This window comes from Rhodococcus sp. NPDC056960, assembly GCF_042674125.1.
In the GTDB taxonomy this organism is placed as follows: Bacteria; Actinomycetota; Actinomycetes; order Mycobacteriales; family Mycobacteriaceae; genus Rhodococcus_F.
Genome location: NZ_JBHURF010000009.1, coordinates 182,590 through 209,566, shown reverse-complemented (window position 1 = coordinate 209,566; position 26,977 = coordinate 182,590). Strand labels below are relative to the sequence as shown.

The window sequence follows — 26,977 nt, the reverse complement described above, 5'->3', positions numbered from 1 at the left end:
TTGCGTAGAGATCGATTGTTACCGAGTTCGCAGGAGATATCGGGATCCGGGCCCGCCCGTTACGTCAATGAGATACGGGGCGGGCCCTCCGCAACCGGAAGGGGGTCAGTGCGTCCGCAGATAGTCCTCCAGAACCGGCCCCACCACGGCCAGGACCTCGGGTTCGATCATCTGATTGTGTTCGCATTCGATCTTGACTTCCCGGATGTCTCCGGTGACGGAACTCCGCCATTCCTCGGGTGAATGCTCGTCCGTGGACGCCGATCCGGCGGCGGTGAAGAACAGCAGATCGCCGTCGAACACCTGGGGCCTGAAGGTGCTCATGATCCGTGAGGAGTTCGTGAATCCGGCACTGATCCGCTCGAGGTGCTGCGGGGTCAGACCGGTCTTCTGCCCGAACGCGTCGTCCAGCAACTCGACGGCCCGCTCGTAGGTGAGTTCCTCGCCGGAGACGGACTCGAGGTCGAGCCCGAGACCGTGCAGCAGCTCCGGCACCGTGAGGGTGCCCGGTCCCTGGTCTGCCTCGTTCGCCACGTAGCTGTCCATGACGGCCAGCGTCGCCACGGTCTCGCCCTCGCGCCGCAGTTCGACGGCCATCGCATGCGCGATGACACCGCCGAGCGACCACCCCAGCAGGTGGTAGGGCCCGTGGCTCTGCACCTTGCGCATCTCCAGCACGTACCGGTGCGCGAGCTGCTCGATCGAGTCGAACGTCGGGCCGCCGCCGATGACCGGCAACTGCAGGCCGAACACCGGACGGTCCTGCGAGAGGTGCTGCAGCAGACCCGCATACCCCCACGACAGACCGATCCCGGGATGGATGCAGAACAGCGGCGGCTCGTCGCCCGTCGGTCGCAGCGGGATGACCGTGCCGAGCGCCTCGTCGACCGGCGACCCGGCCGCATCGTCCGCCTCCACCCGCAGAGCCAGGCCCGCGGGGGTCGGGTCCAGGAACATCGACTGCAACGGAATCTGCCGTCCGAGACGGTCCTGCAACACGGTGATCACCCGGGTGGCGACGATCGAGTTGCCGCCGAGGTCGAAGAAGCTGTCGGCGGTGCCGACCCGGTCGACGCCCAGTACCTCGGCGAAGGCCTCGACGATGATCCGCTCGGTCGCCGTGGTCGGAGCCCGGAACGCGGCGCCGGTGGTGCCGAACTCGGGCGCGGGCAACGCCTTGCGGTCGAGTTTGCCGACCGGCGTCATCGGGATCTGGTCGAGGATCACCACCGCGGACGGCACCATGTGGGCGGGCAGGCGGTCCGCCGCGTGGGTGCGCAGCTCGGCCGGCTCGAGATCGTGCCCGTCGGCTGCCCGCACGTAGGACGCGAGGAGCGTGTCGCCGGACGGCCCCGTGTGGCCGATGGTGGCCGCGAACGCGACCGCCGGATGGCGGGCGAGGACGGCGTCGATCTCACCGAGTTCGATGCGGAATCCGCGGACCTTCACCTGGAAGTCGGTGCGGCCGATGTACTCGATGGTGTGGTCGCCGCGCCAGCGCACTACGTCACCGGTGCGGTACATCCTGCGGCCGGGCTCCCCATATGGGCAGGCGACGAAGCGTTCCGACGTCAGCGCCGACCTGTTGTGGTACCCGCGTGCCAGTCCCGGTCCGGTGATGTAAAGCTCGCCGGGAACGCCGGCCGGGACAGGCTGCAGGCGCTCGTCGAGGACCAGCGAACCGAACCCCAGCGCGGGTGCGCCGATGTTCACGACCCCGCCCGGACGCATCGGGGCGCTGACGCTCGCCTGGATCGTCGTCTCCGTGGGCCCGTACCCGTTGTGCATGTTGCGGTGCGCACCCCAGATCTCCACCAGCTCCGGCGGGCAGGCCTCGCCGGCCACCGCGAGCACCCGGAGCGACTCGAGCCCCACGTCCTCGATCGACGACAGCGCGGTGGGTGTGATGAACGCGTGCGTGACCGCGTTGCGCCGGAACAGATCCGCCAGCTCGGTGCCACCGAAGACGGTGGGCGGCACGATCACGACCCGGGCCGATGCGCCGAACGCCATCATCAGCTCGAAGATCGACGCATCGAAACTGGGGGACGCGAGGTGCGACACCCGGGAGTCGTGCGTGACCTGGAACCGCTCGTGCTCCTCCGCGGTGAGGTTGGCCATGCCGCGGTGAGTGACGATGACGCCCTTCGGCTTTCCGGTCGATCCCGACGTGTAGATCAGGTACGCCGGGTGCGCGAGATGCAGCGGGGTGGTGCGGTCGGCGTCGGTGACCGGCGCCGAGGACACACCCGCGACCTGCTCGGCGAACGCGGGGTCGTCGAGCACCAGCCACGGCACCGTGTCGGGCAGGTTGTCGCGGCGGTCGGCGACGGTCAGACCCACCGATGCCCGGCAGTCGGTGAGCATGTAGTCGATGCGGTCCCGCGGGTAGGTGGGGTCGACGGGCACGAACGCGGCACCCGACTTGGCCACCGACCAGATCGACACCACTTCCTCGATGGACCGGGGCATGCCGATGGCCACGAAGGTTTCCGGTCCGACACCGTGGTCACACAGGACCCGCGCCAGCCGGTTGGACCACTCGTCGAGTTCGCGGTACGTGACCTGCCGCTCCTCGTACGACAGCGCCACCGAATCGGGGTCGAGGGCCGCGGCCGCCGTCAGCAGGTCCGGCCACACCTCGGGGCGCACGTCGGGCTTGCCGCGGGCGGGCACCATCTCGTCGATCTCCGCGTCGTCGAGCAGCGGGAGGGTGCCGATCGACCGGTCCGGGTCGGCGACGACGGCCGTGAGGATCCGGACGAAGCGGTCCGCGATGGAGCGGGCCGTGCCGGAGTCGAAGAGCGAGACCGCGAAGTCGAGTCCGCCGGCGATGCCCGCGGGCGCGCCGTCCTCGTCGAACCGCTCGGCCAGGATCACCTCCAGGTCTTCCTTCACCACCTTGGTTTCGAGGTCCACGTTCTCGACCCGCAGGTCGGGCAGTTCCAAAGTCGGGTTCTCGTTGTTCTGGAATTCGAGGGCCACCTGGAACAGCGGTGAATACGACGTGGACCGGGTGGGGTTGAGTTCCTCGACGAGCCGCTCGAACGGCAGGTCCGAGTGCGCGAACGCGGCGAGATCGGTCTCCCGGATCCGCTGGACCAGTTCGGTGAACGTCGTGGCCGGATCGATCCGGTTCCGCAGGACCAGCGTGTTGACGAACATGCCGACCATGTCGTCGAGTGCGGCCTCACCGCGCCCGGCAACGGGGGTGCCGATGACCACGTCGTCGGTGCTGCCGAGCCGTGCCAGCAACACGGCGAGCGCGGCGTGGACGGCCATGAACATGGTCGCGTTGTTGGCCCGGGCCAGCGCCGTCAGCCGCTGGTGGAGGTCGGCGTCGATCGCGAACTCGACCCGATCCCCCTCGAACGTCTGCTGGATGGGACGGGGCCGGTCGGTCGGCAGCTGGATGACGTCCGGCAACCCCGCAAGGGTCTCCGACCAGAACCGCAACTGCCGGTTGATCATCGACTCGGGATCGTTTTCCGAGCCGAGTCCGGCGTGCTGCCACAGCGTGTAGTCCGCGTACTGGACGTCCAGCGGATTCCACTGCGGGCCGTCGCCGCCGAGCCGGGACGTGTAGGCCACCATCACGTCGCGGGCGAGCGGCGCCAGGGAGAAACCGTCCGCGCAGATGTGGTGCACCACGATCGTCAGCACGTGATGGTCGGGCGCGGTCCGGAACAGGGCCGCCCGGACCGGGACGTCGGTGCTGACGTCGAATCCGCGCGACACCAGATCCATGATGTGCCGCGGCAGTTCGTCCGCTGCCACCGCGACCGTCTCGACGTCCGGTCGGGCGTCGGCGGCGGCCAGGATCCGCTGGGTCGGTTCGCCGTCGACCGTCGGGAAGACGGTGCGCAGCGTCTCGTGGCGCTCGAGGACGTCGGCCATGGCCAGCCGCAGGGCGTCCTCGTCCAGGGTTCCGGTCAACCGGACGGCCAACGGGATGTTGTAGGCGGGTGAGGACGTGTCGAACTGGTTGAGGAACCACATCCGCTTCTGCGCCAGCGACAGTGGAATCGCCTCGGGGCGCTCGACCGGTGCGAGTGCCGGGCGGGCGCCGCCCCTCACGCTGTCGCCGACCCGTTCTGCCAGCGACCGGACGTCGGGGGCTTCGAACAGGGCGCGGACACCGATGTCGGTGTCGAGCGCGTCCCGCAACCGTGCCGTGACGCGGGTGGCGACCAGCGAGTTGCCGCCGAGATCGAAGAAGTTGTCGTCGATGCCGATCCGCTCGATGCCGAGGACGTCCGCGAAGATCTCCACGATCGTGCGTTCGAGGTCGTTGGTCGGCGGCTGGAACTCCGTGGTGGTGACGTGGAATTCGGGTGCGGGCAGCGCCGACCGGTCCAGTTTGCCCACCGGAGTCAACGGGATCTCGTCCAGGAACATGATGCTCGTCGGCACCATGTGCGCCGGGAGCCGGGTCGACAGGTGCGCGGTCAACTCGCCGGCATCGACGCCGTCCGCCGGGTTGGGCAGCAGGTAGGTCACCAGGACCGTGTCGCCGGACGGGCCGGGAACACCGAGGGTCGCCGCGAAGCTGACCCCGGGGAACGCGGCGATCTCGTTGTCGATCTCGCCGAGTTCGATGCGGAACCCGCGGATCTTCACCTGGAAGTCGCTGCGGCCCACGTATTCGACGGTGTGATCGGTGCGCCACCGGACGATGTCACCGGTGCGGTACATCCGCTCCCCCGCCTCCCCGAACGGGTTGGCGACGAACCGCTGACTGCTCAGTTCCGGACGCCGGTGGTAGCCGCGGGCGAGACCCGCGCCGGTGATGTACAGCTCGCCGGGAACGCCGACGGGCACCGGCTGGAGCCGTGAATCGAGGACGAGTTCACCGACGCCGCGGATCGGGCCGCCGAGGGTGATGGGATCTCCCACCGTCATCGGGTCGCTGATGTTCGCCATCACCGTGGTCTCGGTGGGGCCGTACGCGTTCGACAGTTGCCGGCCGGGCGCCCAGCGGGTGACCAGTTCCGGCGGGCACGCCTCGCCGCCGAACACGACGTGCTGGAACTCGTCGAGCCCCGCCGGGTCCACCGTGGACAGCGCCGCGGTGGTGACGAACGCGTGGGTGACGTGCTCCGACCTGATCAGCTCTGCCAGTTCCGCCCCGCCGTACACGGTGGGCGGCGCGATCACCATGGTGGCGCCGACCCCGAACGCCTGCAGATACTCGAACACCGACCCGTCGAAGCTGGGCGTCGAGAAGTGCAGGGTGCGCGACGTCTGCGCGGCGGCGAACCGCTGGCGCTGGTCCTCGGCGAAGTTGTCGAGGCCCTCGTGGGTGACCACGACGCCCTTCGGCTTGCCCGTCGAACCCGACGTGTAGACGATGTAGGCGGCGTTGTCGAGGCTGATCGGCGACCGCCGATCCGAATCGGCCACCGGCAGAGCCGGTTTCGCCTGGCACGCCTTCTCGAACTTGGGTGAGTCGAGCTGCAGCCACGGCACCGAGTCGGGCAGCGACTTCTCGTACGCGGCCATGGTGAGCCCGATCGTGGCGCCCGAATCGGTGAGCATGTGCTCGATGCGGTCCATCGGGTAGTTCGGGTCCACGGGAACGAACGCGGCGCCCGTCTTGGCCACCGCCCACACGGCGAGAACCGACTCGATCGATCGCGGGATGCCGAGCGCGACGAACGTCTCCGGACCGGCGCCGCGAGAGATGAGAACCCGGGCGAGCTGGTTGGACCGCTCGTTGAGTTCCCGGTAGGACACGTTGCGGCCCTCGAACGTGAGCGCCGTGCGGTTGGGATCCAGCGCCGCGGCGTCCTCGAAGATCTGCGGCAGTGTGCGGACGGAGAACCCGGGGCGGCCGCGGACCGGGGCGAACTCGGCGAGTTCGGCCTCGGTGAGCAGCTGCATGTGGGCCAGCGGAATCTCGGGCCGGTCCGCGAGCGCGTCGAGCACCCGCTGCAGCCGATCCGCGATCTCGTCGATCTCGCTCACCTCGAACACCTCGGGAAGGTATTCGAACTTGAAGTTCAGCCGCGCGTCACCGGACGCGACGACGGCGAGGGGGTAGTGCGCGGAGTCCTTGCCGTCGATCCCGGTGACGAACATGCCGGCGATGTCCGTCTGCTCCGTCAGTCCCGCCTCGTCGACCGGGTACGACTCGAAGACGGTCAGCGTGTCGAAGGCGCCGCCGCCGCCGACCGCCGACTGGATGTCGGTGAGACCGACGTAGTGGTGATCGAGCAACGCCGCCTGCTCACCCTGCACCCGTTCGAGCAACTCCCCCAGCGTCTCCCAGGGGTCGAGGACCACGCGCACCGGCAGGGTGTTGATGAACAGACCCACCATCGACTCGATCCCCGCGATCTGCGGCGGCCGGCCCGACACCGTCCCACCGAATACCACGTCGGACCGGCCGACCAGGCCGCCCAGCACGATTCCCCACGCCGTCTGGACGACGGTGTTGAGGGTGAGGCCCCGTTCCCGGCTCAGGTCCCGCAGGCGGGTGGTCTGCTCCTCCGACAGGGTGAACGCGGTTTCCTCCGCGACGACGGAGTGCGCCTCGCCCCGCTCCAACGGGGCAAGCAGGGTCGGCTCCTCGGCGCCGTCGAGCGCGGTGCGCCAGGCGTCGAGGGAGTCGGTGGTGTCGTGCCGCTTCATCCACGACAGGTAGTCGCGGTAGGAGTGCACCCGGGGCAGCAGACTTGCGTCGGCGTCCGTGGCGTAGAGCGTCAGCAGGTCGCGGATCACGAGCGGAGTCGACCAGCCGTCGAGCAGGATGTGGTGGTTGGTCAGGACCAGCCGATAGTCCTGGTCGGTCAGCCGGACCAGGGCGAGGCGCAGCAGCGGCGCGTTCGCCATGTCGAATTTCACCGACCGGTCCCGCGCCATGACGGCGTCGTATTCGCGGGCGGTCGCGTCGGCGTCGAGGGCCGAGAGGTCGAACTCCGACCACGGCAGCGTGACGTGCTGCTGGATGATCTGGGCGGAAGCGCCGGCACTGTCGTGGACGAAGGCGGCCCGCAGGTTGGGGTGCCGGTCCAGCAGTGCCTGCCCGGCCCGGCGGAGCCGGTCGGGGTTCACGTCCCCGCGCAGCTTCAGCGCCAGCTGCACGAGATACGGGTCGACGGTGGCGTCGGAGAACTGGGCGTGGAACAGCAGCCCCGATTGCAGCGGGGACAGCGACCAGATGTCCGACAGCGCCGGGAACCGGGCCTCGAGCCGGTCGATCGCGTCCTGGTCGAGCGTGACCAGGTCCAGGTCGGACGGGGTGACACCGCCTGCGTCGGGCCGCGCGACGTGGGTGGTCAGCGCGGTGAGCGCCTGCACCCACAGGTCGGCGAGGGTGCGCACCTCGGACGGGGTGAGGACCCCGGTCGGGAATGCCCACGTGGCCCGCAGCCGGTTGCCGTCGGGTCCGGTCCCGGTGACGGCGTTGATGTCGAGCGCCGACGCCACCGGGATGTCGGAGGCGGGGATGTCGTCGAGTTTGGTGTCCGTCACCGGAACCCAGCCGTGACCATGGACGTCCGTGGACGTCGCGCCGCCCAGCCGGCCCAGGTAGTTGAACGTGACCTGCGGCTTCGCGAGCGCCCGCAGCTGATCGGCGCTGTCGGGGTCCAGGTAGCGGAGCATGCCGTAGCCGATGCCGTGGTCGGGGATGGCGAGCAGTTGTTCCTTGATCGCCTTGATCGCGGCACCGGCGGCCGCGCCCCCGGCGAACGCGTCGTCGAGGTCGACGCCGGACAGGTCCAGGCGCACCGGGAACATGGCCGTGAACCAGCCGACGGTGCGGCCCAGATCGGCGCCCGGCAGAACCTGGTCCTCCCGGCCGTGGCCCTCGAGGCTGACCAGCGACTCGCGGGTGAAGTCGCCGTGACCGCGCCGCCACTGCGCCAGCGCCAGCGCCAGCGCGGTGAGCAGGCCGTCGTTGACGCCGCCGTGGAACGCCTCGGGAACACGGGTCAGCAGCGAATCGGTGACCTCGGCGGGCACCTCGACGGTGATCTTCTCGACGGTCCCCGCCACGTCGATCTCGGTGTCGAGGGGCCGCGATCCGATGAGCGGGTCGTCGGCCTCGAGCACCCGCCGCCACAATTCGATCTCGCTGCCGCGCTCGCGGGTCGCGTCGACGAGTCCGTGCGACCAGCGCCGCATCGACGTGCCGACCGGCTCCAGCGTCGGTTCCTGACCGGCGGAGACCTGCGCCCAGGCGGTCGCCAGGTCGGGGACGAGGATCCGCCACGACACACCGTCGACCACCAGGTGGTGGGCCACGACCAGCAACCGGCCGCCCTCGACGCCGGCGTCGAACCACACCATCTGCACCATCACCCCGGCCTCGGGGTCCAGTCGCCCTGCGGCCGAATCGAGTTCGCGTGTGGCGGTCTCCGCGAACGCGGACCCCACCACCGACGGGACCTCGACCCGGTGCAGCACGTCGTCCACGGCGACCGCTCCGGGGGCCTGCACCTCGATCCGCCACTGCGGTGCGGCGCCGAGCAGGCGCGCCCGCAGCATGTCGTGGTGATCGACGACGGCCGCGATCGTGCGCTTCAGCAGGTCCTCGTCGGCCGCTGCGGGCAGGGAGAGCAGCGCGGTCTGGGTGTAGCGGCGGAAGTCGCCGCCGCGTTCGAGCAGCCACGCGGTGATCGGGGTGAGCGGCATCTCACCGATCCCGCCGCCGGGCAGTTCGTCGAGCACCACCACGTCGGCGGCACCGGCCCACGATGCGACCTCGGCGAGGGAGGCGACGGTCTTGGCCTCGAACACGTCCCGCGGGGTGAGGACCACCCCGGCCGCTTTCGCCCGGGCCACCAGCTGGATCGACATGATGCTGTCGCCGCCGAGCGCGAAGAACGAGTCCTCCACACCGACGGAGTCGAGTCCGAGGACCTCCGCGAACAGTCCGGCGAGGACGGTTTCCATCTCCGTGGCCGGGGCGCGTCCCGCCGAGACCCGGGCCCCGAAGTCGGGCTCCGGCAACGCGCGACGGTCCAGTTTGCCGTTGCTCGTCAGCGGCAGGGCGTCCAGCACCACGAGGGTCGCGGGCACCATGTACGAGGTGAGCTGGGTGCCCACGAATTCGAGGGCGGAGGAGACCTCGACGGTGGCACCGGATTCCGGAACCACGTACCCGATCAGCCGGTGCCCGCCGTGCCCGTCGTCGCGGGTGAGGACGACGGCCTGGGCGATGCCCCGGTAACGGAGCAACGCCGATTCGATCTCACCGAGTTCGATGCGGAAACCGCGGATCTTCACCTGGAAGTCGCTGCGGCCCAGGTACTCCAGCTGACCGTCGGTGTTCCACCGCGCGAGGTCGCCGGTGCGGTACATCCGGGCGCCCGGCCGGAGCGGGTCGGCCACGAACCGGGTGGAACTGAGCGCGGCCCGGCCGAGGTAGCCGCGGGTCACCTGATCACCGGAGACGTACATCTCCCCGATCGTGCCCGGGGGAACCGGGTGCAGGCGGCGGTCGAGGACGTGCACGTGCAGGCCCGCGATTCCGCGGCCGATCACGCTGGCCGAAGCGGATTCCGCGAAGGCGCGGTCCAGGGCGAGGTAGCTGACGTGGACCGTGGTCTCGGTGATGCCGTACATGTTCACGAGGGTCGGGGCGGTGTCGTCGTGCCGCGAGTACCACCGGCCGAGCTGACCGAGGTCGAGCGCCTCACCACCGAAGATCACGTACCGCAATGCCAGTGCCGCGGCGTTCACGTCGATCTCCGAGACGATGCGGTCGGTCTCGGCGAGCTGGTAGAACGCCGTCGGGGTCTGGTTGAGGACGGTGACCTGCTCGTTGCGGAGCAGTTCGTGGAACATCTCCGGCGACCGCGCCGTGTAGAAGTCGACGACGACGAGTCGCCCGCCGAACAGCAGGGGCCCCCACAGCTCCCACACGGAGAAGTCGAACGCGTACGAGTGGAACATCGTCCACACGTCGTTCTCCTCGAACCCGTAGAGCGGCTGGGTGTTCGCGAACAGCGTCAGCACGTTCCGGTGCGAGACGACCACACCCTTCGGGCGGCCCGTCGAACCGGAGGTGTAGATGACGTACGCCACCGAGGAAGCCTCGAGCGGGGCCACCCGGTCGGCGTCGGAGATCGCCGCCGGCGACTGCTGCGCCAGGTCCGCGGTGGTCTCGGGATCGTCGAGGAGCACCGCCGGGGTCTCCGAATCCGGCAGGGCGGAGACATCCCCCGTCGTGGTGATGACGCAGTTCGGTGCCGCGTCCTCGAACACGAACGCCAGCCGGTCCGCCGGGTACGTGATGTCGACGGGCAGGTAGCCGCCGCCGGACTTGATCACCGCGAGCAGGGCGATGATCAGGTCGCAGGTGCGTGGGAGTGCCACGGCCACCAGCGTTTCCGGGCCCACCCCCTGGGAGATGAGCAGGCGGGCCAGCCGGTTCGAGCGGGCGTCGAGTTCGGCGTAGGTCAGTGCCACGTCCTCCGACGTCACCGCGGTGGCGTCCGGGAACCGGGCCACGCTCTGCGCGAACCGGTCCGCGAGGGTGTCGCGGCCCGCGTCGACGCCGGCGGTGTTCCATTCGAGCGCCATCGCCGACCGCTCCGCGGCGTCGGTGATCACGATGTCGCCGACCGGAGCCTGCGGGTCGGCGGTGACGGCGCCGAGGATCCGCAGGAACCGGTCCGCGAACGTGCGGACGGTGCCGGCGTCGAACAGATCGGTGGCGAAGATGAACGACGCGGTGATGCCCGACGCCACCCCGTCCGCGTCGAACCCTTCCTCGACGCTGAGCTGCAGATCGAACTTGGCGACCTCGAGGTCGAAATCGACGGCGGCCGCGGTGAGTTCCGGAAGCTCCAGCCGCGGGGTCTCGTTGTTCCGGAACTCGAGCATCACCTGGAACAGCGGCGAGTGCGCGGTGGAACGCTCCGGCGCGAGGACGTCGACGAGCCGCTCGAACGGCAGGTCCGAGTGGTGGAACGCGGCGAGGTCCGTGGCCCGCACCTGATCGACGAGGGCGCCGAAACCCTCCGCAGGGTCGACGGCGCTACGCAGCACCAGGGTGTTGACGAACATGCCGACCATGTCGTCGAGGGCGGCGTCGCCGCGTCCCGCGATCGGGGTGCCGACCGCGATGTCCTCGGTGGACGTCAACGCCGACAGCAGCACCGACAGGGCGGCGTGCACGGCCATGAACATGGTGGAGTTGTGCTTGCGCGCCAGCGCCGACAGTGCCCGGTGCACGTCCGCGGGAACCGTGAAATCGACCTGAGCGCCGCGGAACGACTGCTGGACGGGCCGCGCCCGGTCCGCCGGCAACTGCAGCAGCTCGGGCAGATCCGCCAGCTGATCCGTCCAGTACCGGAGCTGCTGGGAGATCAGCGATTCGCCGTCGCTCTCGCTGCCCAGCGTTTCGAGCTGCCACAGGGTGTAATCGGCGTACTGCACCGACAGCGGGTTCCACTGCGGCGCACTGCCCGCGATGCGGGCCGCGTACGCCGTCATAACGTCGCGGGCCAGCGGGGTCAGCGAGAAGCCGTCGGCGCAGATGTGGTGGACCACGATGACCAGCACGTGGTCGTCGGGGGCGAGCGCGAACAGCGCCGACCGCATCGGCACGTCGGCCGTCACGTCGAAACCGGCGGTCGCGAGAGCGGCGATGTGTTCGCGCAGTTCGTCCTCGGACACCCCGGTGATCTCGAGGTTCGGTGTCCACTGCCCGGGCGAGAGCACCACCTGGGTCGGTTCCCCGTCGTGGGACGGGAACACCGTCCGCAGCGATTCGTGGCGGACGAACACGTCCGTCACCGCCGCGCGCAGCGATTCCACGTCCAGGTGTCCGGTGAGCCGCACGGCCAGGGGAATGTTGTAGGCCGCGGAGGAGGTGTCGAACTGGTTGAGGAACCACATCCGCTTCTGCGCCAGCGACACCGGGACGTGGTCGGGCCGCGGCATCGGTCCGAGCGGAATCCGCGCGTGGTCGCCGTCGTGGGCCGGGGCGAACGCCGTCGACTCGATCAGGCGCGCCAGGAGGTGGATCGTCGGCGCCTCGAACAGGGTGCGGACGCCGATGTCGGTGTCCAGTTCCGCGGTCAGGCGCGCGGCCACCCGGGTCGCGATGAGCGAGTTGCCGCCGATGTCGAAGAAGTTGTCGTCGATGCCGACGCGTTCGATGCCGAGGACGGTGGTGACGACGTCGGCGATGGTGTGTTCGAGCACCGTCGACGGCGGCCGGAAGTCGTCGGTCGTGGGCAGGAACTGCGGTTCGGGCAGCGCCGCCCGGTCGAGCTTGCCGACCGGGGTGAGCGGGATGTCGTCGAGGATCATGATGCTGGACGGCACCATGTGCGCGGGCAGCAGGTTCCCGGTCCACTCCTTGAGCTCCGGCGGCTCGAGCACCGTGCCCGACTCCGGCAGCACATACGACACGAGGACGGTGTCGCCGGCAGGCCCGGGGCGGCCGAGGGTGACGGCGAACGCGACGGCCGGGTGCCCGGCGAGCGCGCTGTCGATGTCGCCGAGTTCGATGCGGAACCCGCGGATCTTCACCTGGAAGTCGGTGCGGCCCAGGTACTCGACGGTGTGATCGGACCGCCACCGTGCCAGGTCGCCGGTGCGGTACATCCGGTCACCGGGCTCGCCGTACGGGTTGGCGACGAAACGTTCGCTGGTCAGGCCGAGGCGGGCGTGGTACCCGCGGGCCAGGCCCTCGCCGGTGATGTACAGCTCGCCGGCCACCCCGACGGACACCGGTTGCAGCCGGGCGTCGAGAATCACCTCGGCGACGCCGCGGACGGGGGCGCCGATGGTGACCGTCTCGCCCACCTCGAGGGGGTCGCTGATGTTGGCCATGATGGTGGTCTCGGTGGGACCGTAACCGTTGAACAGCTTGCGGCCCGGCGCCCACCGGGTCACGAGTTCCGGTGGGACGGCCTCGCCGCCGGCCACCACGTTCTGGAACACCTCGAGACCCTCGGGGTCGACGGAGGCCAGCGCCGCCGGGGTGATGAATCCGTGGGTGATGCCCTCGCTGCGGATCACGTCCGCGAGTTCCTCACCGCCGTACACGGTCGGCGGCACGATCACCATGGTCGCGCCGACGGCGAACGGCAGCAGGTAGTCGAGGATCGAGGCGTCGAAACTCGGCGACGAGAAGTGCATGGTCCGCGACGACGGCCCCGTGGAGTAGCGGGCGCGCTGCTCCTCCGCGAAGTTGTCGAGGCCGCGGTGGCTGACCACCACGCCCTTCGGGGTGCCGGTGGACCCGGACGTGTAGATGACGTACGCCGGGTGGGCGAACCGCAGCGGAACGACGCGCTCGTCGTCGGTGACCGGCACGGCCGGCAACTCCCGCGCGGCCGAGTCGGTCTCGGTGTCGTCGAGGGTCAGCCAGGTGACCGTCGCGGGCAGTCGGTCGCGATCGGCGCCGACCCGCACACCGAACGTGGCGCCGGAATCCGTGAGCATGTGCTCGACGCGCTCGCGCGGGTAGTTCGGGTCGACCGGAACGAACGCGGCGCCCGTCTTGGTGATCGACCAGACCGCGAGCACCGATTCGATGGACCGGGAAATACCCAGTGCCACGACGTCTTCCGGCCCGACTCCGCGGCCGATGAGCAGGCGCGCGAGCTGGTTCGAACGTTCGTCGAGTTCCCGGTACGACATCCGCTGGTCGCCGAACACGAGGGCGGTCGCGTCGCCCGCCGCGGCGGCGGTCTCGGTGAACATCTGCGGCAGTGTCCGCTCCGAGCGACCGGGCCTGCCCCGCACCGGGACGAGTTCGGTCTCCTCCTCGTCGGTGAGCAGCCGCAGTTGCGCGAGCCGCATCCCGGGCCGTTCGGCGAGCGCGATCAGCGCACGGACCATCCGGTCGCCGATGCGCTCGACGGCCGCCCGGTCGAACAGTTCCGGGAAGTACTCGAGCTTCAGCTGCAGATGCTCGTGTGCCGAGGCGATCAGCGCGAGGGGGTAGTGCGCGGCGTTGGCGCTGTCGTGTACGTCGAGGACGTGCATGCCGGCGATGTCGGTCTGCTCGGTCAGTCCCTCCCGGTCGACGGGGTAGGACTCGAAGACGGTCAGCGTGTCGAAGCCCGCGCCTGCGCCCGCCACCGACTGGATGTCGGTGAGACCGACGTAGTGGTGATCGAGCAACGCCGCCTGCTCACCCTGCACTCTTTCGAGCAGCTCCCCCAGCGTCTCTCGCGGATCGAGGGTGACCCGCACGGGCAGGGTGTTGATGAACAGACCCACCATCGACTCGATGCCCGCGATCTGCGGCGGCCGGCCCGACACCGTCCCGCCGAACACCACGTCGGACCGGCCGATCATGCCGCCCAGCACGATTCCCCACGCGGTGCGGATCAGGGTGCTGAGGGTCAGGCCGTGCTCGCGTGCGAGCACGCTCAGCTGATCGGTGCGGTCCACGTCGAGTTCGACGAGCAGTTCGCTCGCCTGCGCGTCGCTCGCGACCGCGGCGTCGGCCGGCGCGAGCAGCGTCGGCTCCTCCACCCCGGCGAGGGCCCGCTGCCAGACCCCGAGGGAGTCCTCGGTGCTGCGATGCGACATCCAGGCGAGGTAGTCCCGGTACGGGTGCACCCGCGGCAGCGCCGTGGCGTCGCCCTCCGTGGCGTACAGGGTCAGGAGGTCGCGGATGAGCAGCGGCATCGACCAGCCGTCGAGCAGGATGTGGTGATTCGTGACGATCAGCCGCTGCTCGTCCGCGCCGACGTGGATCAGCATGAACCGCAGCAGCGGCGGGGTGGCCATGTCGAATCCACGGAACCGGTCCGTGTCGACGAGTCGGGTGATCTCCGCCTCGCGGGCCTCCTCGTCGAGGTCGGACAGGTCGATCTCCGTCCACGGCAGTTCCGCGTACCGGTGGACAGCCTGGACCGGGGTGCCGCCCTCGTCGTAGACGAACGACGCCCTCAGGTTCGCGTGCCGGTCGAGGAGAGCCTGTCCGGCGACCCGCAGGCGGGACGCGACGGCGCCGCTCAGTTCGAGCGTCATCTGCACGGTGTACGAGTCGATCGACTCGTCCGCCAGCAGAGCGTGGAAGAGCAGTCCCGACTGCAGCGGCGACAGCGACCAGATGTCGGCCAGCGCCGGGAAGCGCGACTCGATGCGGTCGATGGCGTCCTGGTCCAGGGTCACCAGTTCGAGGTCGGACGGGGTCACACCGCCGGCGTCGGGGCGGGCCGCATAGGTCGTGAGCGCCGTCAGCGCCTGCACCCACAGTTCGGCGAGTTCCCGCACGTCGGCGACGGTGAGGACTCCCGCCGCGTAGGCCCAGGTGGCCCGGAGCTGGGGCCGGTCCTCCACCTCGGTGGTGACGGCGTTGACGTCGATGGCCGACGTCACCGGGGTGTCGAGGTCCTGGGCGCGGTCCATGTCGACCTCGCCGGTCGGCGTCCACCCCGCCCGGGTCGCCGCCTCCGACAGGTCGGCGGCGAAACGCCCGAGGTAGTTGAAACTGATCTGCGGCAGCGAACGGGCCGCGAGAAGCGGTGCCGTGTCCTCGTTGAGGTAGCGCAGCATGCCGTACCCCATGCCGTGGTCCGGGATCGCGAGCAACTGTTCCTTGATCGCCTTGATCGCGGAGCCGGCGGCCTTGCCGCCGTCGAAGGCATCGCCGAGATCGATGCCCGACAGGTCCAGACGCACCGGGAACATCGCCGTGAACCAGCCGACCGTGCGACCCAGATCGGCGCCGGGCACCACCTGGTCCTCACGACCGTGGCCTTCGAGGCTGACCAGCGTCCCGTCGACAGGCCTACCCTGCAGGGTGTGGCCGCGGGTGCGCCGCCACTGGGTGACCGCCATCGCGAGTGCGGTGAGCAGTCCGTCGTTCACGCTGCCGTGGATCGCCTCCGGCAGGGCCGTGAGCACGGCCTCGCTCACGTCCGCGGGGAGTTGCACGGTGACGCGGCCGACCGTGGCGTTCACGTCGACGTCGGGGTCGAGCGGGCGGCTGCCGACCAGCGGGTCCTCGCAGTCGAGGATGCGTTGCCACAGGTCGAGTTCGCCCGCCCGGTCCGCCGCCTCGTCGACCAGTCCGTGCGCCCACCGGCGCATGGACGTGCCGACCTGGTCGAGGACCGGTTCCTGGCCCGCCGAGATCTGCGCCCACGCGGTCGCGAGGTCGGGCACGAGGATGCGCCACGACACGCCGTCGACGACGAGGTGGTGCGCCACCACCAGCAGGCGGCCGCCGGCCTCCCCGGCGTCGAACCACACCACCTGCACCATCACCCCGGCGGCGGGATCGAGCCGGTCCAGCGCGGCGTCGAGGTCCGCGATGACGGCAGCCGCGAACGCGGGGGTTCCCGGGGCCGCGGACACCGCGACCCGGCGGATCCGGTCGTACGCCTCGACGGATCCGATCGGCCGGACCGCGAGATGCGATTCCTCCGCGGAGACCATCAACTGCGCGCGGAGCATGTCGTGCCGGTCGAGGACGGCCTGGAACGTGCCGATGAGCGGTTCGAGGTCGCGGAGGTTCGGCGGCGCCGTCAGCAGCGCCGACTGCGACATCCGGTTGAACTCGCCGCCGCGCTCGAGCAGCCACTTCGTGATCGGGGTGGTCGGCATGTCGCCGACCCCGCCGCCGGGCAGTTCGTCGAGCACCACGATGTCGGAGGCGCCCACCCAGGATGCGACCGCGGCGAGGCCGGCAACGGTCTTGGCCTCGAACACGTCCCGCGGGGTGAGCACCACCCCGGCGGCCTTCGCGCGGGCCACCAACTGGATCGACATGATGCTGTCGCCGCCGAGCGCGAAGAACGAGTCCTCCACCCCGGCGGATTCGAGTCCGAGGACCTCCGCGAACAGTCCGGCCAGCACCGCTTCCATCTCCGAGACCGGGGCGCGGCCCGTCGACACCCGGGCACCGAAATCGGGCTCGGGCAGCGCGCGGCGGTCCAGCTTGCCCGCCGGGGTCAGCGGCAACTCGTCGAGGACGATCAGAGCGGACGGCACCATGTACGGGGCGAGGAATCCGCCGACGAAGTCGAGGACCGCCTCCGGATCCAGTTCCGCACCTGCCGTGGGAACGAGGTAGCCGACGAGGCGGTTGGCGCCGGTGCTGCCCTGATGGGCCGACACCACCGACCGGGCGACGCCCGGATACCGGGTGAGGGCCGTCTCGATCTCGCCGAGCTCGATGCGGAAGCCGCGGATCTTCACCTGGAAGTCGCTGCGGCCCAGGTACTCCAGCTGGCCGGCGCCGTTCCACCGGGCCAGGTCACCGGTCCGGTACATGCGGGCGCCGAGGCCGCCGTACGGGTTGGCGACGAACCGCTCCGCGGTGGTGCCCGCCCGGTCCTTGTATCCGCGGGCCAGACCCGAGCCGGTGACGTACAGTTCGCCGGTCACCCCGCTCGGCACCGGATGCAGGCGGGAATCGAGCACCATCTCCCCGGTTCCCATCGGCGGGCGGCCGATGGTGACTCCCTCGCCGGGCAGCATCGGTCCCGTCACGCTCGACACCACGGTCGCCTCGGTGGGGCCGTAGGCGTTGAACATGCGCCTGCCGCCGGTCACCCACTGCGCCACCAGTTCCGGCGGGCACACGTCGCCGCCGGTGGCGACGCACTCGAGCAGGTCGAGGCCCGCGGGGTCCACGGACGCCATCGCGGCCGGGGTGATGAAGGCGTGCGTGACCCGGCCCTCGCGCAACACGTCGGCGAGTTCGGTGCCGCCGATGACGGACGCCGGGGCGATCACCATGGTCGCGCCGGACCCGACCGCGAGCAGCAGTTCGAGGATGGACGCGTCGAAGCTCGGTGACGAGAAGTGCAGCGTGCGCGACCGCGGGGTGACCCCGAACCGCACGCGTTCGTCGGTGGCGAAGTTCGCGAGACCGCGGTGCGTGACGACGACGCCCTTCGGGGTGCCGGTGGACCCGGACGTGTAAATCAGGTAGGCCGGGTTCTCCAGTGCGAGCGGGTGGGTGCGGTCCGCGTCGGTGACGACGGCGGCGGAGTGGGCGCTGACCTCTTCGTCGAAACCGGGTGCGTCGACCACCACGTAGGACGTGCATTCCGGCAGCGTGGGACGGAATTCGGCGACGGTGAGCGCGAGGGCGGCGCCGGAGTCGCTGAGCATGTGGACGATCCGGTCGGTCGGATAGTTCGGGTCGACCGGGACGAACGCGGCACCGGTCTTGGCCACCGCCCACAACGACAGCACCGACTCGGGCGAGCGTGCCATCGCCAGCGCGACCACCGACTCCGGGCCGATACCGCGCCCGATCAGCAGCCGGGCGAGACGGTTCGACCGCTCGTCGAGTTCCCGGTACTGCACTTCCCGGCCCTCGTACGACAGGGCCGCCGCCTTGGGATCGACGGACGCCGCGGCCGCGAGCAGTTCGGGCAGCGTCCGCGGTTCCGCGTCCGGCCCGTCCATCACCGGGGTGAGGGCCGCGCGTTCCGACGCCACCATCAGGTCGATGTCACCTACCGCCATTCCCGGTTCGGACGTGACCGCGTCGAAGATCCGCTGCAGGTAGTCGGCGAATCCGGCGATCGTGGACGCGTCGAACAGACTCGCCGCGTACGTGAAGGCCGCGGAAATACCCGCGGGCTCCCCCGACACCCCGAATTCCTCGGTGAGGGTGAGCTGCAGGTCGAAGTTCGAGATGTCCGTGGCCAGGTCGAGGCCGGTGACGGTCAGTCCGGGCAGCTCCAGCCGCGGCCGCTCGTTGTTGCGGAATTCGAGCACCACCTGGAACAGCGGCGAATGCGACGTGGCACGTTCGGGTGAGATCGCGTCGACCAGCCGCTCGAACGGCAGATCGGCGTGGTGGAAGGCGTTCAGGTCGGTGTCGCGGACCGTGGACAGCAGTTCGGTGAACGTGCCGGACGGTTCGACCGGGGTGCGCAGCACCAGGGTGTTGACGAACATGCCGACCATGTCGTCGAGTGCGGCGTCGCCGCGGCCGGCGATGGGTGTGCCCACCGCGACATCGTCGGTGTCGCCGAGCCGGGCCAGCAGCACGGCCAGCGCGGCGTGCACGGCCATGAACACGCTCGAATTGTGTTCGCGGGCAGTCGCGATCAGCCGGCTGTGGATCTGCGGGTCGATGCTGAACGAGTGGATCCCGCCGCGCATCGACTGCTGCGTCGGGCGGGGATGGTCCGTGGGCAGCGCCAAGAGTTCCGGAAGCCCGGCGAGGGTGTGCGTCCAGTAGTCGAGTTGGGCGGCGAGCAGGCTGTCCGGGTCGTCGGCATTGCCGAGCACCCGGTGCTGCCACAAGGCGAAGTCGGCGTACTGCACGGGCAGGGCCGTCCAGTCCGGGGCCTGTCCCCCGGTGCGGGCCGCGTAGGCGGTCATCACGTCCCGGGCGAGCGGGGCCATGGAGAAGCCGTCCGCGCTGATGTGGTGGACGACGATGACGAGCACGTGCTCGCCGGGATCGGTGCGGAACAGGGCGGCGCGCACCGGCACCGACACGGTGACGTCGAATCCGGCGCCCGCGAGACGCGAGATGTGCTCGGGCAGTTCCTCTTCCGTCGTATCGACCGGCGACAGGTCCGGCACCACGTCCTCGGTCGGCAGAATCACCTGGAGCGGTTCGCCCTCCACCATCGGGAACCGGGTGCGCAGCGACTCGTGCCGGTCCATCACGTCGGCGACGGCGTCCTGCATCGCGTCCTCGTCGAGGTCGCCGGTCAACCGCACCGCGAGCGCGATGTTGTAGGCCGGGGAATCGAGGTCGAACTGGTTGATGAACCACATCCGCTTCTGGGCCAGCGACACCGGCAGACGGTCGGGGCGGACCCCGGCGACCAGGGGCGGACGTTCCGCGTTGTGGACGGCCTCCGATTCGATCCGGGCCGCGAGTGCGGCGACGGTCGGGGCGTCGAAGATCTCGCGGACACCGATCCGGCTGCCCAGCGCGGCGTTGACCCGCGCCACCAGCCGGGTCGCCACCAGCGAGTTGCCGCCGAGGTCGAAGAAGCTGTCATACACGCCGATTCGGGGTGCGTCGAGCAGATCCGCGAAGATCGAGGCGAGAATCTCCTCGATCGGGTTGCGCGGGGTCACGAATTCCGCGGACGGGCTGAGGAACTCCGGCTCTGGCAGAGCGCCCCGGTCCAGCTTGCCGGTGGCGCCGAGCGGGAACCGGTCCAGCACGATGATGCGGGTCGGCACCATGTACGCGGGCAACGCCTCGGCCGCCGCGTCGCGCACGACGGCGGTGTCGATGTCGGCCCCGGCCACGGGGATCACGTACCCGACGAGGCTCTCGCCGGTGGCCTCGCTACGGTGCACCGTCACGACCGCCTGCGCCACCGACGGGTGCGCCAGCACCGCCGCCTCGACCTCGCCGAGTTCGATGCGCTGGCCGCGGAGCTTGACCTGGAAGTCGCGGCGGCCGATGTATTCGATGTTGCCGTCGGCGCGCCACCGGACGACGTCGCCGGTGCGGTACATCCGCTGTCCCGGTGCCCCGAACGGGTTCGCCACGAACCGGTCCGACGTCAGATCGCTGCGGCCCACGTAACCGCGGGCCAACTGCACACCGGCGAGATACAGCTCGCCGTGCACTCCGACCGGCACCGGGTGCAGGCGGGAGTCGAGGACGTAGACCTGGGTGTTCCACACGGGGGCGCCGATCGGCACCGAGGCCCGGTCGCCCTCGGTGCACTCCCAGTAGGTGACGTCGACCGCGGCCTCCGTCGGCCCGTACAGGTTGTGCAGTGCCGCGGAACCGAATTCCCGGAAACTGTCGGCGGTGGCGGGCGGGAGGGCCTCACCGCTGCAGAACACCTGGCGCAGCGAACCGCACAGGTCCGGTTCGGCGCCGGCCGTGAACACCGCCAGCATCGACGGCACGAAGTGCATGGTGGTGACCTGGTGATCGGCGATGATGTGGGACAGGTAGGTGGGGTCGCGGTGACCGTCCGGTGCGGCGAGGACGAGCCGCGCTCCGACCTCGAGGGGCCAGAACAGTTCCCACACCGAGACGTCGAACGTCACAGGCGTCTTCTGCAGCACCACGTCCGTGTGGTCCAGCCGGTACGTGTCCTGCATCCACAGCAACCGGTTCGCGATCGCCCGGTGGCTGACGGCGACGCCCTTCGGCCTGCCCGTCGATCCGGACGTGTAGATGACGTACGCGGTCGAGTCGGGGTGGATCCGACCGCCCCGCTCGGCGTCGGTGATCGGGGTGCTCGCGCGGCGCGACAGGTTGAGGGTGTCGATCTCGATCACCGGGGCGGCCGAACCGTCGACCCCCTCGCACCGGTCGCGGGAGGCGGTGAGAACGCACGCGGGTTCGGCACTCTCGATCACGTACGCGATCCGCGAGGCCGGGTGGTCGGGGTCGAGCGGAACGTACGCCGCTCCGGTCTTCTCCACCGCATAGATGGCGATCATCAATTCGAGCGAACGGCGCAGGGCCACGGCGACCCGGGATTCGGGCCCGACTCCCCGGGCGAGGAGTTCGCGTGCCAACCGGTTGGCGCGGGCATCGAATTCCGCGTACAGCAGTTCTTCCTCGGCGAACACGATGGCCACGGCATCGGGCGTCCGCGCCACCTGCGCCTCGAACAGGTCGACGAGGGTCGCCGACGCGGGAACCGCGACGTCGGTGTCGATCCACTGCTCGAGCATCCGCTGGGTCTCGGCCGCGCCGATCAGGTCGATGTCGCCGACCTTCACGTTCGACCGGGCGGTGATCGTCTCCAGCAGGGTGACGAACCGTTCGGCCAGGGCCGTCATCGTCGGCGGGTCGAACAACTCGGAGGCATAGGAGAACTGGACGTCGATGGCGCCCGGGGCCCCGGAGTCCTCGGTGTGCTCGGTGAGAATGACCTGCAGATCGAACTTGGCGGCGCCGGTCTCGAGCGCCTCGACCTCCACGTCCAGCCCGGGCAGTTCGAGCCGGGTGTTCGCGAACCCCTGCAGCACGAGCATCACCTGGAACAGCGGCGAATGCGCCTCGGAGCGAGTCGGTTTCAGTTCGTCGACGAGCCGCTCGTACGGGAGATCGGTGTTGCTGAACGCCTCGAGATCGACGGAACGGGTGTGCGAGAGGATCTCGGGGAAGCTGCGGTCCGGGTCGACGGTGGTGCGCAGCACCACCGTGTTGACGAACATTCCGACGACGTCGTCGAGTTGCCGTTCGCCGCGACCGGAGACCGGCGAGCCGATCGACACGTCGGACGATCCGCTCGACCGGGACAGCAGGACCGCGAGCGCCGCGTGCACCACCATGAACAGGCTGGCGTCGTGGGCGCCCGCGATCTCGAGCAGCGCGGCGTGGATGCGGGCCGGGATCGTGAAGTCGGCGGTGGCGCCGATCATCGACTGCCGGGCCGGGCGGGGACGGTCGGTCGGCAGGTCCATGACCTCCGGCGCGCCGTCGAGGGTGCGCGCCCAGAACGCCAGCTGCCGGGTGAGGAGGCTGGTGGGGTCGTCGGGGGAACCGAGCAGTTCACGCTGCCACACCGCGAAATCGGCGTACTGCACCTCGAGTGGCGCCCACTGCGGGGCGTCGCCGGCGGCGCGGGCGTGATAGGCCACCATCACGTCACGGGTCAGCGGGGTCATCGACAGACCGTCGGCGGCGATGTGGTGGACCACGAACACGAGCACGTGATCGTCGGTCGCGGTCCGGTAGAGCTCCGCCCGGATCGGCGGCTCGACGGTGACGTCGAAACCGGCGGCGGCGTCGGTGATCAGGCGGGACTCGAGCTCGTTCTCGGCGACCTCGATCGCGTCGAGCCGAGGGGTCACCTCGGCGACGGGCAGAACCACCTGGATGGGACCGTTGGGGGTGTTCGGGAACACCGTCCGCAGCGACTCGTGCCGAGTGAGGACGTCACTGACCGCGGTCCGCAACGCGTCCACGTCCAGCGTGCCGCGCAACCGGATGGCGACGGGAATGTTGTAGGCGGGCGACGCCGTGTCGAGCTGGTTGATGAACCACATGCGCTGCTGCGCGAGGGACACCTGCACCGGGCCGGAACCGGCCCGCGGTGCGAGGACGGGGCGGGCGGAGACGCGGGGACCGAGGGCGTCGACGCGGGCGCTGAGCAACGCGACGCTGGGCGCCTCGAACAGATCCAGCACCCCGATCTCCGTGCTCAAGGCAGTGTTGACCCGGGACACCACGCGGGTCGCGACGAGGGAGTCGCCGCCCAGGTCGAAGAAGCTGTCGTCGACGCCGATGCGCTCGACGCCCAGGAGGGTCGCGAACACCTCCGAGATCTGCATCTCGGTCGGGGTGACCGGCGCCCGGTAGACGGTGGACGTGGCCTCGAACTGAGGCTCCGGCAACGCCTTCCGGTCGAGCTTGCCCGCGGGGGTCAACGGGACCTCGAGGAGCACCATGACCCGGGCGGGCACCATGTGCGCGGGCAGCGCGGCCGCCGCGTGCTCGAGGATGTCACCGACGGCGATCTGCGCCCCGTTCTCCGGCAGCACGTATGTCACCAGGGCCGTGTCGCCGGACGGTGCGGTCCGTCCGATCGTGGTCGCGAACGCCACACTCGGGTGCGAGCGGACGACGGCGTCGATCTCACCGAGTTCGATGCGGAACCCGCGGATCTTCACCTGGAAGTCGGTGCGGCCCAGGTATTCCAGCTGACCGGCGGCGTTCCACCGGGCCAGGTCGCCGGTCCGGTACATCCGCTCGCCGGGCTCGCCGTGGGGGTCGGCGACGAATCGTTCCGCCGTCGGAATCGACCGGTTGTGGTACCCACGTGCCACACCGTCGCCGGTGATGTACAGCTCGCCCGGAACCCCGGTCGGGACGGGATGCAACCGTGAATCGAGCACCAGCAGACCACAACCGCGGGACGGGCGGCCGATCGTCACCGGCTCGCCGACCGTCAACGGTCCGGCGACGCTCGCGACGACGGTGGCCTCCGTCGGACCGTACGCGTTGAACATGACCCGACCGGGCGCCCATTGTTCCACCAGCGCAGGAGGACAGCTCTCGCCGCCGGTGACGACACACCGGATGTGGTCGAGTCCGGTGGGATCGACGGATGCCAGGGCGGCTGGGGTGACGAACGCATGGGTCACCCGTTCACGACGCAACAGGTCCGCGAGTTCGGTGCCGCCGTACACGGTCGACGGGGCCACGACCATTGTGGCGCCTGCCCCCACGGCGAGAAGCAGTTCCAGGATGGACGCGTCGAAACTGGGCGACGAGAAGTGCAGGGTGCGCGATCCCCTGGTGACGTCGAACCGCTGTCGCTCGTCCTCGGCGAAATTCGCGAGACCGACGTGGGTGACGACGACGCCCTTGGGGGTGCCGGTGGAACCGGAGGTGTAGATCAGGTACGCCGGATCCGCGGTCCGCAGCGGCCGGAGACGGTCGGCGTCGGTCAGGGCGCCGGGCGTGTGCTTCGCCAGATCCCGCCGGAACGACCTGTCGTCCATCACGAGCCACGGGGTGATGTCCGGCAGCGACGACCGATGGGCCGCGACGGTGAGACCGACGACGGAACCGGAGTCGGTGAGCATGTGCTCGATGCGGTCGGCCGGGTAGTTCGGGTCGACCGGCACGAACGCGGCACCGGATTTCGCGACCGCCCACGTGGCCAGCACCGACTCGATCGAACGGGCGATCGCCAGCGCCACAACCGAACCCGGCCCCACGCCGTGACCGATCAGCAGGCGGGCGAGACGGTCCGATTCCGCGTCGAGTTCCGGATAGGTCAGGGTGCGGCCCTCGAAGACGAGGGCGTCTCCGTCGCCGCCCGCCTCGACGGCCCGGCGGAGCAGGTCGGGAAGGGTGCGCGCCTCCACCGGGGGTTCGTCCCGGACCGGCGCGAGCGCCGCATATTCGGACTGCTCGAGGAGGTCGATGTCCCCGATAGGTGCGCCGGGATCCGCCGTCACCGACTGCAGGATGCGGACGAATCGTGCGGCGAGCGCCTCCGCGCTGTCACGGTCCCACACGTCCGTGGCGAATCGAAGCCGGCCGTTGATGCCACCCGTCTCCGATTCGGTGAGGGTGAAGACGAGATCGAGTCCCAGGGCGCGGTGTTCGCGCTGGATCGGGCTGACCGTGATGTTCCCGGACGAATCGTGCGGGTGCCCACCGTCGGTGAATTCGAGCATCACCTGGAACAGCGGTCCGTGCGACGGATCCGGTTCGGTGACGAGGGCGGCGACGAGATCGTCGAACGGCAGCGCCGCCCGCGCGAACGCGGCCCGGTCGGCGTCCCGGACCCGGCTCAGGTGATCGGTGAACGAGGACGCGCCCTCCACCTGCGACCGCAGGACCGCCTTGTTGAAGAAGGCGCCGGCGTCCGGGTCGTCGGAGTCGATCGGGTCGCGCCCGACGATCGGTGTTCCGATCACGACGTCGTCGGTGTCACCCAGCCGACCCAGCAGGATGGCCAGCGCGGCGTGCAGGGTGGTGAAGATCCCGGTGCCCGCATCCTCCGCCAGCAGTGCCGCGCGGCGTTGTACCTGCGCGTCGACGGCGAATCCGACCACCTCGCCGGTGCCGGCCCGCTCGGCGGGACGCGGCCGGTCCAGCGGCAGCGCCGTCACCTCCGGCAGGCCCGCGAGTTCCCGGGTCCAGAAGTCGAGCTGGGACTGACGCTCGAGGAACCGGGCGCCGAGGCGGGCGCTCTCGGGGTGGATGTCCGCGGTCCGCGTCTGCGGATCCGCGGTGACGAACTCCTCGATCAGCTCCACGAACCTGCGGTGGTGGGCGCGCAGCTCCTCGGACCCGTACCGATTGGGGTTGCCGCGGAAGTCGAGCAGGGTCTGGCCGTCACCGCCCTGATAGATGTTGACCAGCAGATCGTCGACCGGACCGGACGTGACGATGTGGTACTCGCCGGTGACGGAGCCCAGCGTGAACGCCTGGTGGAACAGCATCACGTTCACCATCGGCCCGGCAAGGCCCTCCGCGGTGCCGGCGAGTCCGGCGTCGCGGCGGATGTCCTCGAGGCTGCACCGTTGGTGGCGGAGCGCGCCCATCAGTTCCAGCTGCACTCGCTGCACGAGTTCGGCCACGGTGTCCTCGCGGCGGACCGTGATCCGCAGCGGGGCAACGTTGACGAGCATGCCGCCGGACCGCTGCAACGGCGCAGTGGTGCGGGCCGACACCGGCAGGTTGATGAGCACGTCCCGCCTGCCCGTCATCCGGGACAGGTAGCAGGCGAAGCCGGCGACGAGGACGGCCGCCGACGTGGCGCCGACCCGCTGGTCCGATTCGCCGAGGAAGGCCAGGGCGTCGTCCGAGATCCTGGCGCTCTCGAGCCGGCTCTGCGCCGCCGCGGGCGCGTCGTGGGTGGCCAGCGTCGATCCGCGCTCGATACCGACAATGCGCTCCGCCCAGTACTTCCGGTCGTTCTCGAAGCGGCTCGACGCCCGGTACCGCTGGTCCAGTTCGTACAGCTCGCGCAGATCCAGCGCGCGATTGGGATCGGGTTCGGTGCCCTCGACCGCCGCCGTGTACAGCGCCGCGATCCGATTCACCATGGTCATGCCGCTGTACCCGTCGAGCGCGACGTGATGAATCCTGGTGTACCACAAGTAGTGCTGCTCACCGACCTGCAGGACGTTCATCTCGACGAGACGGTCGCGGGTCAGCCGGAGCGGTGTCGCGTAGTCCTCGTCGATCCACGCCTGCGCCGCCACCATCGGTTCCGGTTCGTCGCGGAAGTCGAGGAACCCGATCGACGGGTCGATCGTGAAATCGACAGCCTGGTACGGCTCCCCGTCGACGTCGAGCAATCGCAGGAACGGCGACTGGAATTCCTGCCCGGCCCGCACTGCCGCCTCGCTCAACAGGTCCAGGTCGATCTCGCCACGCAACTCGACGTACTGCGCGATGAACTTGGGAACCGTGGGGCTCAACTGCTGCGCGAACCACATGCTCCGTTGCACCGAGGAGAGCGGGAAGGCTCCTTCGGGAACGCTCACACCGTCGGCGCCGTCATTCGGCTGCGGCGAATTCACACTCGTCATCTCGTTCCCCCAGCGGGTAGAAGACCTTGGATGCGCAAGTCTTGCGCGTGAGACGGACCAACCGACGCCGGTCTCCCACGCTGTACTG

The 26,977-nt window shown here is 70.0% G+C and carries 1 protein-coding gene; it reads right to left on the bottom strand.

The genetic code is table 11. From position 1 onward, the window contains the following. Positions 1–105: 105 nt before the first annotated feature. Positions 106–26,889, bottom strand: a complete 26,784-nt coding sequence (locus ACFTWF_RS16300) for a non-ribosomal peptide synthase/polyketide synthase (protein WP_378462235.1) — start codon at positions 26,887–26,889, stop codon at positions 106–108. Positions 26,890–26,977 lie beyond the last annotated feature (88 nt).